The sequence below is a fragment of the Fodinibius salsisoli genome (assembly GCF_026229185.1).
Lineage (GTDB): Bacteria > Bacteroidota > Rhodothermia > Balneolales > Balneolaceae > Fodinibius > Fodinibius salsisoli.
This window is the reverse complement of sequence record NZ_JAGGJA010000006.1, coordinates 177,724-193,792: the sequence shown is the minus strand read 5'-3', so window position 1 is coordinate 193,792 and position 16,069 is coordinate 177,724. Positions and strand designations below refer to the sequence as shown.

Sequence of the window (16,069 nt, the reverse complement as noted above, 5' to 3'; positions counted from 1 at the left end):
AAGTAATATTATCGGAAACTGAACCCAATACCTGCGTTAGCAGTAGAATATTTGGAGAGACTAAATTCACCGAAAATATGGAAGACCGCCATCTTAAGGGTAACGCCACCAAGCAGGCTGAACTTGTTCTGCCCGTCAGCGTTATAAGTAAATGGATCCTCAACAACATCGTACACTTCAATGCCATTGAAACGGCCGCTCACCGGATATTGACCTTCAACATTGACATCCATGGTTGAGGATTCGTACCCAACGCCCCCATAGACCGAAATAAACGGCAGGTTTTTACCTACCAGAGCTTTAAGCGTAAAGGTATTTAATGAAATGTCTGCTTCCTGATCGTCAAAGTCAGCTTGTGCAGCGTCAGGGTTTTCTGGATTGGGGATAGCCCCTTGCTCTGGCCTGAGATCAAAATTGGAATCGAGGTCGATCTTGGTAAAGCCCCCCATGATTGAGATGTTTACCGGGAGCAAATTACCGCCGGGAAGCCACTGGTTAATACCATGCTTCAGACCAAAGCCATACATATTGAATTTGGTTTCATCGATAGTGACCTCTGGCATATAGCGGACAATCAGATCGGTGTCCTTAACCGTCCCCAACCCTGCTTGTACCATCGGGGCAGGCACGAACGAGTAGCCGGATCCTTCCGGCAGGTTAAAATCAGCAACTTGTTCACCATCTTCCTCTACAATTACTTTGGGACCTATTTCACTGTCACCGCCAACGGTAGGAGCAATGGTTTGATTTGGGTCAGCCGGCCGCACTTTTTGTAAATCCAGGTCGTTGAGGTCAAAAGTCTGGTCGGATTTTGGGATGAAGGAAAGGGCAGCCCGAACCTGAATATCAAACCCCAAGGTGCCATGTGGTTTGGCTCTGTTGGTCCAGCCAGAATTAATATCGGCTCCTAAACCCGAGGGAATAGGCTTTAGATAAGCGCGCATAATCGTTTCAGCATCTTCAGCACCGGCGCGCAGGGCGTCTCCTATATCGCTAAATTGTGCAGTAGCGGGTGAGGAACCGAAGAACAACATCAATCCAAAAAGTAAGGGCAGTATCTTTTTCATCATAACAGTGGAATAGTTGAGAGTAATGTCCGTAGATAGTAATATAAAAGTATGAGTCCGAGTATTAGATTACAACCTTTGAGTGATATATTAATAATTACTTATTTTCAAGCGAATCCAGGATATTGAGATAAGAGTCATATCGGTCGGGGTGGATATAACCTTCTTCAAAGGCCTGCATAACACCGCAACCGGGCTCATGGCTATGAGTGCAATTATTAAACTTACACTGCTGACGGTATTCGAGCATTTCCGGGAAAAAAAGCGAAAGTTCCCAGGGTTCAATATTAACAAGGCCAAATTCGCGGATTCCCGGCGTATCCACAAGGTATCCCCCAAAATGCAGGGGTAAAAGTTTCGCAAATGTAGTGGTATGCTTTCCTTTTTCATTATAACTGGATATAGCCCCAACTTTTCGATTAATTGAGGGCTCAATGTAATTCATCAAACTGGTTTTACCCACTCCTGAAGGACCTATGAAGACAGACGTATTGTCTTTTAGATCCTGCTTGAGTTTTTCAAGAGCGGCCTCATTTTTAATGCTTGTCAGTAATACCTTATACCCCAATGAACTGTAAAGGTTTCTAAATTTATCTATAGTTCCCTGATCCGATTCATTAGCCAGGTCAAGCTTGTTTAAGATAATGTGGACAGGCACCTGGTAGGCTTCGCAGGTAACAAGAAAACGATCCAGAAAGCCGGGCTTTATCCGGGGTTTCTTGAGGGATTGGACCACATAGGCCCGATCGATATTAGCCACAAGAATTTGATTTCCTTCCTGGTGATGGGTCGACTTGCGTATGAGATAGTTTTCCCTATCCTCAATGACTTCGATACTCCCGGACTGATCCTCATTAATTTCAAATTGAACGACATCTCCTACGGCAATGGGATTAGTAAGATGGTGGTCTTCTAATCGGAATCGCCCGGGCAACCGGCATTTAATAGTAGCCGTGTGATCATTTTTTTCATAGGCAATTTCATACCAGCTGCCTGTTGATTCTACGACGCGTCCTCGGTGTGCCAAATGGTTGTATCTTGGTTTTAATTAAAGGGAATAGTAACATAAAAAAGTCACCCCGATAAATCGAGGTGACTTTTGATAAAAATAAAAGACCCGCATTTTGACTAATTTGGCAAGAATACGGGATAATAATCCAATTTAAGAACTCATATCGGTTTGCAAATGTTTATTTGTCTGGATATTTATTTTTAATCAAGGGTTGCTACGTCATCCCCCTGGCCCCCTTCGATGACTCCAAATACCAATTTCCACTAATCTGCCACAAGGGGGATAAGAATATTGCCTTGGTGAGGAGTCAAATCCCACCGGCATAATATCCTGTGCGGAGCCGGAGGGCGTTCAGGAGCAAATCGTACCGGCTCAACGATTGAAGCAAGTACCCAACGAGACGGACCATCGATTTGGTCCCGCCCGTAGTAGCGGCGCGGCTTCAGGATTTCAGCCGGCGATTTTTTGGGTTCCAGCTTTGCTGGTCCCGAAAGTCATCGGGATTTGATCGTTCAAAAAATAGTGACGTAACAACAGAATCCATGTCTTTGATAGCTATAATAAAAGGTTTGAATCTATCATTATGGTTTTAAAGTCAAAACTATGTTGGACTCACGCTAATTGGAGCCATAACTTTGTGCTTCTTTTTATAATCTTAACAAAAAAGAGCCCGTAATGAGTAGTACGGGCTCTTTCGAATAAGTTAATAAATAATAATAGAGTATGGATGCTAATCCATCACTACGGTTTCTTCCGAAGAGTCGCTACTTTTGGGCGATTTACCATTTTTGGATTTATATTCATCGCTCACCTTAAACCGCTCTTTGGGAGGGACCACGACTTCGTCTTCAAGGACGATATCGAGCAGCGGATCCATACGCTCTAAATATTGAACGTCGAGATCACCAAGAACATCCTTCTCAATTTCGGCCACATCTTTTTCATTCTTCTTGGGCAGCAGCACCTTCTCAATGCCAGATCGTTTAGCAGCGAGTACTTTCTCTTTGATGCCGCCGACCGGCAAGACAAGGCCGCGCAGCGTAATTTCGCCCGTCATAGCCAGTGTTCCTTTCACCTTACGTTGGGTAAATATAGAAGAAACGGCCGAGAAGATAGATACACCAGCCGAAGGACCATCCTTGGGAACCGCGCCTTTGGGAACGTGAATATGCAGATCCCAATACTTAAAGGCCTCTTCCGGAATATTGAGCTCCTCAGAGTGTGCTTTCAGGTAAGACATCGCGAGCATTGCGGATTCTTTCATCACATCGCCCAACTGCCCGGTGATGTGCAATTTACCACTCCCTTTGGAGACGCTGGCTTCAATAAAGAGGATATCTCCACCATAGGGGGTCCATGCGAGTCCGGTAGCAACGCCCGGAACTTTGGTGCGTTCGGCAACTTCAGAGAAGTATTTACGTTTGCCAAGATACTCTTGCAGCTCATTGACGCCCACTTTGTGCGGACCTTCTTCGCCTTTGGCAATTTTAGCTGCTACGCCACGGCATACAGATCCGATTTGTCGTTCCAGGGAACGTACACCCGATTCACGCGTGTACTTTTCAATAATCTTACCGATGCCCTGGTGAGTAATCTTAATCTGATCTTCGGTAAGGCCGTTTTCCTTAATTTGCTTGGGAATCAGGTGAGCCTTAGCGATCTCGGTTTTCTCCTGCAGGGTGTAGCCGCTGATGTTGATGATCTCCATTCGATCGCGAAGCGGGGCAGGAATGGTATCCAGAGAGTTTGCCGTAGCAATAAAGAGCACTTTGGAGAGGTCATATTCCAGCTCCAGGTAGTTATCAGCAAAGCTATCATTTTGCTCAGGATCCAGTACCTCTAAGAGGGCAGAGGTAGGGTCTCCACGATAGTCAGATCCAACCTTATCAATTTCATCCAGCATGATGACCGGATTACTGGTCTCCGCCTTTTTCATGGACCGCAAGATACGTCCGGGAAGCGCCCCAATATAAGTGCGGCGGTGGCCTCGAATTTCAGCTTCATCGTGGATGCCACCAAGGCTAAAACGTTCGAACTTTCGGTTCAACGCTCGCGCGATTGATTTACCCAGTGAGGTTTTACCCACTCCCGGAGGGCCATAGAAACAGAGGATCGGTGCCTTCATGTCGCTCTTCAGTTTCAGGACCGCCAAGTACTCAATGATACGTTTCTTGACTTTATCTAACCCATAGTGATCTTCATCCAGTACCTCTTGGGCATGGCTTAGATCAAGGTTATCGTCGGAGAAGGTATCCCATGGCAGATCCAATATCCATTCGATATAACTGTGGATGACTCCGTAATTCGGCGAAGAATTTGGGGTGCGATCCAAGCGGGTAATTTCCTTATCGACGGTTTCCTGAGCCTCTTCGGGAAGATTTTTCTCTTTGGCTCGTTTTCGAAGCTTCTCAACTTCCTGGTGTTCGCCGTCTTCGCCAAGAGCCTCTTGGATAGCCTTCATCTGTTGACGCAGATAAAAGTCGCGCTGTTGGTCATCAATATCTGATTTTACCTTTGTACGAATCTCTTCGCTCAAGTTAAGGACCTGCAGCTCCTTATTCAGAAACTCCATCACCCGTTCCATTCGGGTCGAAAACGTCCGTATCTCCAGTACCTCTTGCTTGTCTGAGGTAGAGACATTCAGGTTAGAGGAGATAAAGTTCAACAGAAAATTAGGACTGTTGATATTGTTAATTGCTATAGACGCCTCCGACGGAATGTTAGGCGAGAGATTGACAATCTTGGAAGCGGTCTCCTTAACGGAACGGATAGAAGCATCCAGCTCAACACCATCAAGATCCATTTGTTGACGATAGGGCTCAACCTGTGCTCTAAAATAGGGGTCCTTCTGTGTAAATTCTGTGACCTTGAAGGTCGTTTTACCCTGGATGACAATGCTCTTACTGCCGTCGGGCATTTTAATGAGCTTCAGGATTTGTGCGACGGTGCCTATCTTATAAAGATCCTTGCCATTGGGATCTTCGTCTTCTTCATTCTTTTGGCTTACGACACCAATCGTTTTATCCGATTCATACGCTTCTTTGACTAATTCAAGCGAGCGGTCACGGCCTACGGTAATAGGAACGACAACACCGGGAAATAAAACGGTATTTTTGAGGGGCAGGATGGGCAGCTCTTCAGGCACCTCCGATTCAGTAAGTGCTTTTTCCTCTTCTTCAGACATAAGAGGTATAGCCTGCTCAAAATCATCGAACTGATCATCAATATCCTCAAAATTGACCATATTTTTGAACATATCCTTCATTTAGCAATAATTTATATCAAAATTTCAGTATTTGAAAAAGGTAAAGTGCAAATAAGGAGCCAAGTTTATAGTCCCTACCAATTAGTCATGCTTACTGGCAAAATAACAATTTGTAAGAATATTTATTGATTTAATTGACAGCTTGGCAGAGATTGGCCATCAGAAGTGGAACTGCATGCCGCCGAATGCTCCACCGGAAAGGGTATTTGGTTGATGTGGTGCCTGAAATAGGGCTTGCGCACTGATCATGAGGTCCCAGTACCGGGTCTCGATACCGGTGCCAAAGCCTAACTGGAAAGGCTGTTCTTTGGCCAGACGAGTTCCCAGGCGTATCGGAATTTGTTCGACAGGCCGAACCTCAATGCCTGCCTTTAACGACAGGTTGGTGTTGGTAAAAGCGGTTTTATTGAGCCCCACTGATAAATCTCCTGTGAATTTAAAACCAGACAGGTCGAGCAGGATACCCGCATTAATCGAAGTAGGAAGAAGGACCGAATATTTTTCTGAGGACTCTTCATCTGCCGTTAGCAATGGATTCGGATGAAAAGGACGTTGATGAAGGTAGCTGAGATACTGCCCGCCAGAACCGATAAACATTTCATCCACAGAAGCGGGTTGTCCGGCCTGCAGGGTATCTTTTGTGGAAGTGAGACTCAGTGGTTGCTCGTTGTATCGTATGCCCCCAATATCATTCAGCGAAAAGGCAATTCGAAACGATTTTTGAGGAGCTAAAGAACCTTCTTCCGACAAATCAGAGGTGCCTTTCGTCAGCGGGATAATATAATTGAGGCCAAAATCGAAGCCAATCCCATAACCCGTTGGCTGAAATTTATACCGGTCGCTAAAGTTTTGGTCTATTGCCTGTCGGGGATTGCGCGATTCCAGGTATTCGACAGTTGCATCGCTAAAAGAGCCGGAGCTTTGTAGTGAAAATGCTGTGACCAGCGGGTTGCGAATACTGCTATTGTTACGAATATACCGGGCATCATAGCTGGCATTAAAAGAGGGTCCGGCGACAATAATTTTTGGGGAAATACCGATATAAAGTTTGTTGAGCTGGGGCAGTAGTCCATTGATAAAAGCAAACTCCTGGGCATAGCCAATGGCAAGCTCATAGTACTCACTGCGTTGCTGGCTGAGCGAAAAATCCCGTAACTGTTGGCTATTTTGATTGACAAAAGCATCATCATACCATCCCCGCCCGACCGTAACACGGGAAGCATAACGGGCCCTGGCTACGATCGAAAAGGCATAGTCTTTTCGTTGCCATAAGGCTCCTCCTAAAATTAATTCCGACTGTTGCTGGTTTTCTGCTTGCAGCTTCTGATTCTGAAAGTGGGTATCCAGGATGGTGGCTCGCTCTTTTTCTGTGATGGTGACCGTCTTGCGTTTGTAAGGGAAATAACCATCCAGAAAATTCGAGGCCTGATGCCTTATAGATGATCCAGCCAGGATCGGCTCGTAATGTCCGCCCCCTGACCCAACCCCGATATGGAACTGCCCCGGCCGGTCTTGAATCATCAGGTTGGCGGGATTCCAAAAGGTGGCCTCAAATCCATTATAATAAGCAGTGCCACTGCCACCCATGGCCGTACCTTCAGCTGTAATGACGGGTTGCGCAGAAGAGACCGCCGGGCTTAGCCATCCCATAAAGAGCAAGCCGATTAAGGCTGCCCCAAATTGTTTTTTAATAGTTGTACGTTTGGAAATCATTAGTGAAGCAATAAAAAAATGTATCTAACCGATGACGCTTAATTTAGCAACCCTGAGCATTAACGTCTTCCGTTGTTTCCGTTCATTAAAATAGACGACAACCTTCGTTCGTTCACCTTTGCCGCTTCGACTAATAATTTTACCCGGACCGAAGATATTATGTTCCACTTTGGCCCCCACCTGAAAAGGATCTTCATCAGGATTGTCATAATGGATTTGGGTATTATTCGAAGAACGGTTCTTCTTCTGATAAAGCGGCTGCTTCCAGTCGTACTCTACCGTTGTGTTGTTATTAGTAGTCTTAGTGTCTTTTTTATTCTCCTGGAAGTTATTATTACTCTGCTTAATGGAAGCCCCTGTTTCTGTTCGCACCACATCAGGGCTGACCTCATCCAGGAAGCGAGATCGTTTCTTGCGTTGTTCCTCGCCGTACTTGTAGCGGCTTCGGCAGTGACTGAAAAATAGTACTTCTTCCGCCCGCGTGATGGCCACATAGAAGAGGCGTCGTTCTTCTTCGATATTAACATCTTCGTTATTACGGCTCCCCACGGGGAAGAGCTCTTCTTCCAAACCGACAACAAACACTCCCGGAAACTCGAGCCCCTTGGCCGCATGGACGGTCATCATGGTAACAGCGGGTTTATCTTCATCATACTTGTCAGTATCGGTAATTAAGCTGATCTCCTGCAGAAAGGAGCTGAGCGAGGGGCTGTTATTATTTTTCTCAAAATAGGAGATGGCATTCTGCAGTTCCAGGATGTTTTCCCGGCGGCTCATCGCTTTGGGAGAATTTTCTTCCACCAGCGATTTCATATATCCGGATTTATCCAACAGTTTCTTGGTGACGTCAATCAGGCGTTTGCCATTATCGAGGTCGCGTTTTAGTTCGTCAATCATGCTCACAAACTTTTTAACGCTGTTTTCCGCCGGTTTATACAGATCGATTTGGTCAACATTCTCCAGGATTCTCCAGAGCGACTTGTTCTGGGCTCGTGACTGTGCCAACAGGTCATTCAGCGACTTGTTACCGATACCCCGCGAAGGTTCATTGATAATACGAATCAGGTTAGTATCATCATCCGGGTTAATAAGCAGCGTTAAATACGCCAGGATATCCTTAATCTCTTTGCGCTGATAAAAGGAGAGACCGCCCACCAGCTGATAGGGCACGCCCTTGCGGCGGAAGGTTTCCTCATAGACCCGGCTTTGGTAATTCGTTCGGTATAGTACCGCAAAATCATTGTATCCGTATCCCTTGCGGGCCTTTAACTCTTTGATGTAGTTAGCGACCCGGTTGGCCTCATCGCGCTCGTCATAGTTATCGAGCACCGTGATGGTATCGCCCATATCGTTGTCCGTCCAGAGCGTTTTATCGAGCTGGCTGTCATTTCTTTTGATGATGGAATCAGCCGCTTTCAGGATGGCCTTGGTGGAGCGATAGTTTTGCTCCAATGGAATTTCAACGGCTCCTTCGTAGTCATTTTTAAAATCCAGGATGTTACGGATGTCAGCGCCGCGGAAGGAATAGATACTCTGGGCATCGTCTCCAACAACACACAAGTTTTTATACTTATTGGCCAGCAGGTTAGTGACCTTATACTGGGCATGGTTGGTATCCTGGTACTCATCAATCAGGATATACTTAAATCGATCCTGATACTTTTCGAGCACATCATCATGCTCGCCAAAAAGCTCAATCGGTTTGACCAGCAGGTCGTCGAAGTCCATGGCATTATTATGCTTTAGCCGCTCCACATACAGACGATAAATCTTTGCGGTAATATCATCGAGCGTACTGTGCACAAATTTTTCTTGATAATGATCCGGATGAATCAGCTCATTTTTGGCATCGCTGATCAGCCGCTGGATGGTACGAGGACGAATTTCCTTGGGATCATAGTTATTCTCCTTCAGCAGCTGTTTTATGGCATTCTTGGAATCTTCGGTGTCATAGATCGAATAGTTTGACGTGAAACCAATTTTATCGGCTTCAAAACGAAGAATTTTGGAGAATACCGAGTGGAAGGTCCCCATCCAGAGGCGGCGGGCTTCATCACCAATCAACTGTTGGATACGTTCTTGCATCTCCTTGGCAGCCTTATTGGTAAAGGTGAGCGCCAGGATCTCGTTCGGATCTGCTTTTTGTTGCTGGATGAGATACGCAATGCGATACGTAAGTACACGCGTCTTGCCACTGCCGGCCCCGGCAACAATAAGCAGGGGACCGTCGGTGTGTCGTACAGCTCGTTGCTGCTGTTCGTTAAGATCGTGTATAAAACTTGGTTCTTGTGGCATAAAATAGATTTAAAAATTCTTTAGAACACTGATGACACGGATGTTATCCCCGCTATCCACGGACTATTCAAATTCTTACACTTCCCGTCTCCGCTAATCGCAGAGCCACCCTCCTTAAAGAGGGATTTAAGAATCCCCTTCGAAGGGGGTGCCCCGAGAATTCGGGGCGGGGGATGTCATTAATCCAATTCTTTTAAAATAGTTCTTAATTTCCGGAGGTTCGTCTCCGTATCGGCCTTTTTGTCGCGTTCGCGCTGTACAACCTCCTCGGGCGCATTGTTAACGAAGCCATCGTTGCTTAATTTTCCTTCAATTGACTTGAGAAAGCCTTCCAGTCGATCAATCTCTTTCTGGATGCGTTCGCGTTCCTTATCCAGGTCAATAAATCCTTCCAGCGGAACAAAGATTTCGGTGCCATCAACCACGGCAGAGGCCGCAGTTTCGGGCTTGGTCAGCTCAGCTTCAACTTCAAAAGTGTCGATAGACTGCAGCTTGCGGAAGATCCATTCATTCTGGCGCAATGCTTCGGCCGTTTCCGGATCTTTGGCCTTAATAAACAGCTCGATTTCGTCATTGGGACTGAGCTTAAATTCTGCCCGGATGTTACGAATCGCGGAAATCATCCGTTGTATATTGGTAAATAACTTCTGGTCGTCTTTGGATACCAATCCTTGGTCAAATTCAGGCCACGAGGCGACAATCATAGCTTCCTCCGTCTCTCGGGGACGAACATGCTGCCATATTTCTTCCGTGATGAACGGCATAAACGGATGCAGCAGCTTCATCAGTGCCTCAAAGAAGTTAAATCCTCTGGAAAGAGGCTTTTCCGGAATGTTGGCCCCGGGCTCATCTGCCTTGATGAGTTCAATGTACCAGTCACAGAAATCGTCCCAGATCAGGGAATAAATTTTGTGCAGCGCATCGTTGATACGGAAGTTTTCCATATCCTGATTGATAGCATCAATAGTCTCGTGCAGGCGAGAGAGCATCCAACGGTCGACGAGGTTATCTTCATCAATCTCCAGTTTGTCGGTAAGTGTTGTTTCCTCGTTACGATTCATGGTGAGGAAGCGGAAGGCATTCCAGATTTTATTGGAGAAATTCCGTCCCTGTTCACAGAGCTGCTCTTCAAACAACAGGTCATTACCAGCGGGTGAGGAAAACAGCATGCCGGCCCGAACGCCATCCGTACCGTACTTTTCCATCAGCTTGATGGGGTCGGGCGAGTTGCCCAGCGACTTCGACATTTTGCGACGCTGGTCATCACGAACAATACCCGTAAAGTAGACATTGCTGAACGGCTTTTCGTCACGAAATTCGTAGCCTGCAATGATCATCCGGGCTACCCAGAAGAACATAATTTCGGGCGCGGTGACCAAATCATCGGTAGGGTAGTAATAGTTAATCTCTTCATTGTCCGGATTTTTAAATCCGTCGAAGACCGTGATCGGCCAGAGCCAGGAAGAGAACCAGGTATCCAGCACATCTTCTTCCTGCTTGATGTCCTCTTTAGCCAGGGAAGCATTATCCGCTTTGGTCCGGGCTTTCTTTAGTGCTTCGTCTTCGGTCTTGGCAATCACATATTCGTCTTTACCTTCACCAAAATACCAGGCCGGAATGCGTTGTCCCCACCATAGCTGGCGTGAGATACACCAGTCACGGATGTTTTCCATCCAGTGGTTGTACTCGTTCTTAAATTTGGATGGATGAAACTGCACATTGTCGTTCATTACATTCTCTTGGGCAGGCTTGGCAAGCTCATCCATCTTGCAGAACCACTGCAAGGAAAGACGCGGTTCGATGATGGCATCCGTCCGCTCTGAGTAGCCGATCTTATTCGTCATCTCCTCGGTATCCACGAGCTGGTCGGCCTCCTTCAGATCGTTCAGGATGAGGTCGCGGGCTTCAAAGCGATCTTTGCCTACATAAAATTGGGCAGCTTGGCTAAGCGTGCCGTCCGCATTGAGCATGTCAATGATTTCAAGATCATGCTTTTGGCCGATTTGATAGTCATTCTCATCATGGGCCGGCGTGATCTTCAGGCAGCCTGTCCCATATTCTTTATCCACATATTCATCCGCGATAATGGGCACCTCACGCTCCACAATCGGAATGATGGCCGTTTGTCCGATCAAATCCTGGTACCGCTCATCGTCCGGGTGGACACAGACGGCCGTATCGGCCAAGATCGTTTCCGGTCGCGTGGTAGCGATGGTCACAAACTGGTCGTTGCCTTTAATCTTATAGCGCACATGGTAGAGCTTCGACTGCTCCTCGCGGTGGATGACCTCTTCATCCGAGAGGGCCGTTTGGGCTTCGGGATCCCAGTTGATCATCCGCTTGCCGCGGTAGATATAGCCCCGTTCATAAAGCTCAATAAAGCAGTCGATGACGGAATCATACAGGTCATCTTCGAGGGTGAAGCGCGTGCGCTCCCAGTCGCAGGAGGCGCCCAGCTTGCGCAGCTGCTGCAGGATAATACCGCCGTGCTCATCGGTCCATTCCCAAGCATGTTCTAAAAATTCCTCGCGCGTCAGATCCGCTTTGGTAATGCCTTCTTTGCGCAACTTCTGGACGACTTTGGCTTCTGTGGCGATAGAAGCGTGGTCGGTGCCGGGCACCCAGCAGGCATTTTTGCCGAGCATACGGGCCCGGCGCACCAGCACATCCTGGATGGTATTATTGAGCATGTGACCCATATGGAGCACGCCCGTCACGTTGGGAGGAGGGATGACCACCGTATACGACTCGCGGTCGTCTGGTTCGGAATGAAAAAAGCCATTATCCTCCCAGAAAGCATACCATTTATCTTCTATGCTGGCGGGATCAAAATGTTTGGGAATGTCCTGAAGGGCCGTCGATTTATCCAAAATTAGTTAAAGCTCTTAGGTGTTTAAATTTGATTTTCTTTTGGATGGGGAAGATACGAAAAAGCAATCAAGATGTAGAGTGCGATTTTGGATTAAAAGGGAGGGTTACGTTTCGGCGAAAGCGGGAAGTAGCAGTTGGCTGCTCACATAATTAGCTATTCTCGATTTTATACATCTTTCCCTTATTTCCAAATATTAGCTGTACTTTTATTCCCACATATTGCGTCCCTATTTTTCAGCACCTTTTGAGCTGTTGGGGTTGTCAGGACTCATATAGGCCCGAATTTCAGTTAGGTTTAAAACGTTGAAGGCGCAGTTGAGTAGCCTTTTTATGGCTTCTGTCGCAAAGCTATTTCGCCAATATTTACGATTTAAGCTGTAATAACACTCATAATTTTAAGTCAATAAGGGAATAATAAACGAGGCTCATTTCTTGCTCATAGGAATACAACACACCAAACAGGTGCTGATGGTTTCCAAATATCGCTATGTCGTGGAAGATCATGAACCAATCATGGAAGGAAGATAAGTCAAGTTGTACTGTGTAATATTATGCAACCGGTTTTCTGATGAATGAAATGAGCCAGTCAGGGAAATTGGAAATTATGTTGTAAATAACTACAATTAAGATAAAGTTGTCTTAATACTTAATCAAAGTTCTATGCTCTTCTCAAAATCGTGTATATACGGATTACGGGCTTCCCTGTATTTAGCCTCGAATCAAAATGGGGAATATATTTCCATCGGGAAATTAAGCGACAAGCTTGATATCTCCTTTCATTTTCTGACTAAAATTCTACAACAATTAACAGCGAATGATCTTTTAGAATCGCTCAAAGGTCCTAATGGCGGGGTTCGTTTATCTAAACCCGGCAAACAGATTACCCTTCTGGATATTGTGCTTGCTATCGATGGGGATGAGCTTTTCCAGGAATGTGTGTTGGGGCTGCCGGGTTGTGGCATGGAAAAACCGTGTCCCTTTCATGAAATTTGGTTACATAAGCGAGATGATATAAAACGTATGCTCGAAACTCGCAGTTTAGCTGAAATGGCCAAAGAGGGGAAAGAAGGACACCTGCGTATCACACCTGATGGCAAATACAAATGGGATTAGAAAATTCAGGTATTGCAAATTTACAAGACGCTTAATAACTAGTATTGCAATCTTGCAATACTAGCCCCGTGCTTTTTAGGAACTTTAGTTTTAGTTATCCGTTTCCTGCCTCTAAGTACCTTTTTTAGAAAAAAGAAGAAAAAATTTGATAAATGGAATACGGTTTGCAAATCTAAATATAAATAAGACAAAATACTCTTAAATATTAAATACGATCCGGTATAGTTATGGAAAACACAATAAAGAATATAGTCGGCTTACTTCTTGTGACGATGCTCATCCTGGCTGGCTGCGGCGGAGGTGCTGAACAAGGCAATACTCAGTCTGCTCAAAAGGCTTCGACTTCAGGTGGAACAGAAGGGCTTACTGCCTTTGAACAGAAACACGGTATCGGCCCGGTAACTGAGGTTATAACAGTCGACCAAATTGATATGAAAAAAGTTAAAAAGGGAAAAGAACTCTTTAAGATAAAATGTTCCGCCTGTCACAAGATTGGGGAACGGTATATAGGACCGAAACTGGGAGACGTATTTGATGACAGAACCCCCACTTATGTAATGAATATGATATTGAATCCCGATGGTATGGTTAAAGAGCATCCTGAAGCCAAAAAGATGCTGCAGGAATTCTTATCGCCAATGCCGAATCAGAACTTAGAGCGTGAAGAAGCCCGGGCCATTGTTGAGTACCTGTCTTCCGTGCAAAATGATACTGCCAAATAATCCTCAATAAACTACTAATCAAAGCAAGATACGTTATGAAACTACCTATCTATAAATCAGTACTATGGGGTTTGCCTGCGGTGGTTATTCTAAGCCTTATACTTTACGGCTGTCCATCGCAACAAAACCTGGCATCTAATGAAGAGGCCGCTCAAAAGGTCTATGTGGCTCCCGGTGAATACGACGAGTTCTACGGATTTATGTCCGGTGGATACAGTGGACAAATGAGCGTATATGGGATTCCTTCGGGGAGACATATTTATACCATCCCGGTCTTTTCTCAATTGGCCACCAACGGTTACGGATATAATGAAGAGACGAAAGCGATGCTGGAGACCTCTTATGGTTTCGTGCCTTGGGGTGACGCTCACCACCCAGAGCTGTCTCAGACAAATGGCGTTCCCGACGGACGTTACATTTTTATCAATGAGAATAATACGCCCCGTGTAGCAAAAATTGATCTCAAGAGCTTCCAGACGACAGAGATACTTGAAATACCTAATTCCGGAGGGAACCACGCTTCACCCTTTGTAACCCAGAATACGGAATATATCTCTGCAGCAACACGATTTAGTGTGCCTATGGGAGAGGACGGTGATAAAGATGTAGCAATTGATTCTTATGAAGAGAACTTCAAGGGAACGCTTTCATTCATTAAAATGCAGGATGATGGCAGTATGAAACTGGATTTCCAGATTCTCGTACCCGGTTTCGACTACGATTTATCGCATGCCGGTAAGGGGCCTTCCCACGGTTGGTCCTTCTTTACCAGCTACAACAGTGAAGAGGCAAACACCTTGTTGGAAGTTAATGCTTCTAAAAATGATAAGGACTTTATTGCTGCTGTGAACTGGAAGAAAGCTGCTGAGTATGCCGCACAGGGCAAGGGTAAAATCATGCCCGGTGAGTACGTACGCAACTATATTGACAAAGAAGATCACATTGCCAAAACCGAGCGTAATAGTGAAGTGCGGGTACTTGATCCACGCGAGCTGGAAGGCATGATTTACTACCTGCCGACCCCTAAATCACCTCACGGTGTAGATGTCTCTCCGGACGGGGAACTCATTATAGCCGGCGGTAAGCTTTCAACCGTCATTCCGGTCCACTCGTTCGAGAAGATGACTCAGGCCATCGAGAATGAAGAGTACGAAGGAGAGATAGACGGTATTCCCGTGTTAAAATACGATTCTATTTTGGCTGGTGAAGTGGAAAATCCCGGACTTGGTCCGTTGCACACAGAATTCGACGGCCAGGGCAATGCTTATACAACAGCATTTATTTCTTCTGAAGTGGTTAAATGGAGTCTGGATACCTTTGAAGTGCTCGACCGTATCGAGACGTACTATTCTCCCGGTCACCTTATGATTCCGGGTGGTGACAGCCAGAAGCCATGGGGTAAATACCTTGTTGCGCTCAACAAGATTACCAAAGATCGTTACTTGCCTACGGGACCAGAATTATTCCACTCGGCCCAATTGATTGATATTTCCGGTGATAAAATGAAGCTGCTGCTTGATTTCCCAACCGAGGGAGAACCGCACTACGCGCAGGGGATAGCCGCTGATATCGTAATGAAAGACCAGGTTAAATTCTATAAACTGGAAGAAAACAACAATCCCTATGCGGTTAAAAGTGAAGAAGAAACGAAGGTCGTGCGTGACGGCAATGAGGTACATGTCTACATGACTACTATTCGTACCCACTTCGCCCCGGACAACATCGAAGGTATAAAAGTTGGAGACAAGGTGTACTTCCACCTAACTAACCTGGAGCAGGACTGGGATGTGCCCCACGGGTTCACAGTGAAGGGAGCTAATACCTCCGAATTACTCTTAATGCCGGGCGAAACCCGGACAATGGTTTGGGAACCCAAGCGCGTAGGAGTAACACCATTTTACTGTACTGACTTCTGCTCAGCTCTTCACCAAGAAATGCAGGGCTATATCAGGGTTTCACCAGCAGATTCAGATGTAGAGATAGCCTACGGTACAGGTTAATAACTTGATCC

At 46.0% G+C, this 16,069-nt stretch carries 9 protein-coding genes and 1 pseudogene; 3 read left to right on the top strand and 7 right to left on the bottom strand.

Going from position 1 to position 16,069, the window contains the following annotated elements; all coding sequences use genetic code 11:
* Positions 1-8: 8 nt before the first annotated feature.
* From J6I44_RS10660 to J6I44_RS20865, 7 genes and pseudogenes are all read right to left on the bottom strand, one after another.
* Positions 9-1,070, bottom strand: a complete 1,062-nt coding sequence (locus tag J6I44_RS10660; protein WP_265766094.1) for a DUF6588 family protein — start codon at positions 1,068-1,070, stop codon at positions 9-11.
* Positions 1,071-1,164: 94 nt separating this feature from the next.
* Complete coding sequence (gene rsgA, locus J6I44_RS10655) at positions 1,165-2,094, bottom strand: ribosome small subunit-dependent GTPase A (RefSeq protein ID WP_265766093.1); 930 nt, start codon at positions 2,092-2,094, stop codon at positions 1,165-1,167.
* Positions 2,095-2,809: 715 nt separating this feature from the next.
* Positions 2,810-5,344, bottom strand: a complete 2,535-nt coding sequence (gene lon, locus J6I44_RS10650) for an endopeptidase La (RefSeq protein ID WP_434084232.1) — start codon at positions 5,342-5,344, stop codon at positions 2,810-2,812.
* 159 nt (positions 5,345-5,503) lie between these two features.
* Positions 5,504-7,057 carry a DUF5723 family protein gene (locus J6I44_RS10645; protein ID WP_265766091.1) on the bottom strand — a complete coding sequence of 518 codons (1,554 nt, stop codon included), beginning with the start codon at positions 7,055-7,057 and terminating at the stop codon, positions 5,504-5,506.
* 24 nt (positions 7,058-7,081) lie between these two features.
* Positions 7,082-9,352 (bottom strand): ATP-dependent helicase, encoded by a 2,271-nt coding sequence (locus J6I44_RS10640; RefSeq protein WP_265766090.1) that lies wholly within the window; start codon positions 9,350-9,352, stop codon positions 7,082-7,084.
* 179 nt (positions 9,353-9,531) lie between these two features.
* On the bottom strand, positions 9,532-12,222 hold the full coding sequence (locus J6I44_RS10635; RefSeq protein ID WP_265766089.1) for a valine--tRNA ligase: 2,691 nt from the start codon (positions 12,220-12,222) through the stop codon (positions 9,532-9,534).
* Between the two features lie 228 nt (positions 12,223-12,450).
* Positions 12,451-12,600, bottom strand: a pseudogene (locus tag J6I44_RS20865) (GNAT family N-acetyltransferase); the annotation flags it as partial.
* A 283-nt stretch (positions 12,601-12,883) separates the two neighbouring features.
* Here J6I44_RS20865 and J6I44_RS10630 point away from each other — a divergent pair.
* The 3 genes from J6I44_RS10630 (at position 12,884) to nosZ (ending at position 16,058) form a co-directional block, all read left to right on the top strand.
* Positions 12,884-13,336: an RrF2 family transcriptional regulator gene (locus J6I44_RS10630; protein WP_265766088.1), complete on the top strand. Its 453-nt coding sequence runs from the start codon at positions 12,884-12,886 to the stop codon at positions 13,334-13,336.
* Between the two features lie 227 nt (positions 13,337-13,563).
* The gene (locus J6I44_RS10625) at positions 13,564-14,058 is read left to right on the top strand and encodes a c-type cytochrome (RefSeq protein WP_265766087.1); all 495 of its coding nucleotides are present in this window, start codon (positions 13,564-13,566) and stop codon (positions 14,056-14,058) included.
* A gap of 35 nt (positions 14,059-14,093) precedes the next feature.
* The gene (gene nosZ, locus J6I44_RS10620) at positions 14,094-16,058 is read left to right on the top strand and encodes a Sec-dependent nitrous-oxide reductase (RefSeq protein WP_265766086.1); all 1,965 of its coding nucleotides are present in this window, start codon (positions 14,094-14,096) and stop codon (positions 16,056-16,058) included.
* The last annotated feature ends 11 nt before the right edge of the window (positions 16,059-16,069 follow it).

Coding starts and splice junctions, on each gene's coding strand:
- J6I44_RS10660 (WP_265766094.1), bottom strand. CDS start 1,070: ATGATGAAAAAGATACTGCCCTTACTTTTTGGATTGATGTTGTTCTTC.
- lon (WP_434084232.1), bottom strand. CDS start 5,344: ATGAAGGATATGTTCAAAAATATGGTCAATTTTGAGGATATTGATGAT.
- J6I44_RS10645 (WP_265766091.1), bottom strand. CDS start 7,057: ATGATTTCCAAACGTACAACTATTAAAAAACAATTTGGGGCAGCCTTA.
- J6I44_RS10640 (WP_265766090.1), bottom strand. CDS start 9,352: ATGCCACAAGAACCAAGTTTTATACACGATCTTAACGAACAGCAGCAA.
- J6I44_RS10630 (WP_265766088.1), top strand. CDS start 12,884: ATGCTCTTCTCAAAATCGTGTATATACGGATTACGGGCTTCCCTGTAT.
- J6I44_RS10625 (WP_265766087.1), top strand. CDS start 13,564: ATGGAAAACACAATAAAGAATATAGTCGGCTTACTTCTTGTGACGATG.
- nosZ (WP_265766086.1), top strand. CDS start 14,094: ATGAAACTACCTATCTATAAATCAGTACTATGGGGTTTGCCTGCGGTG.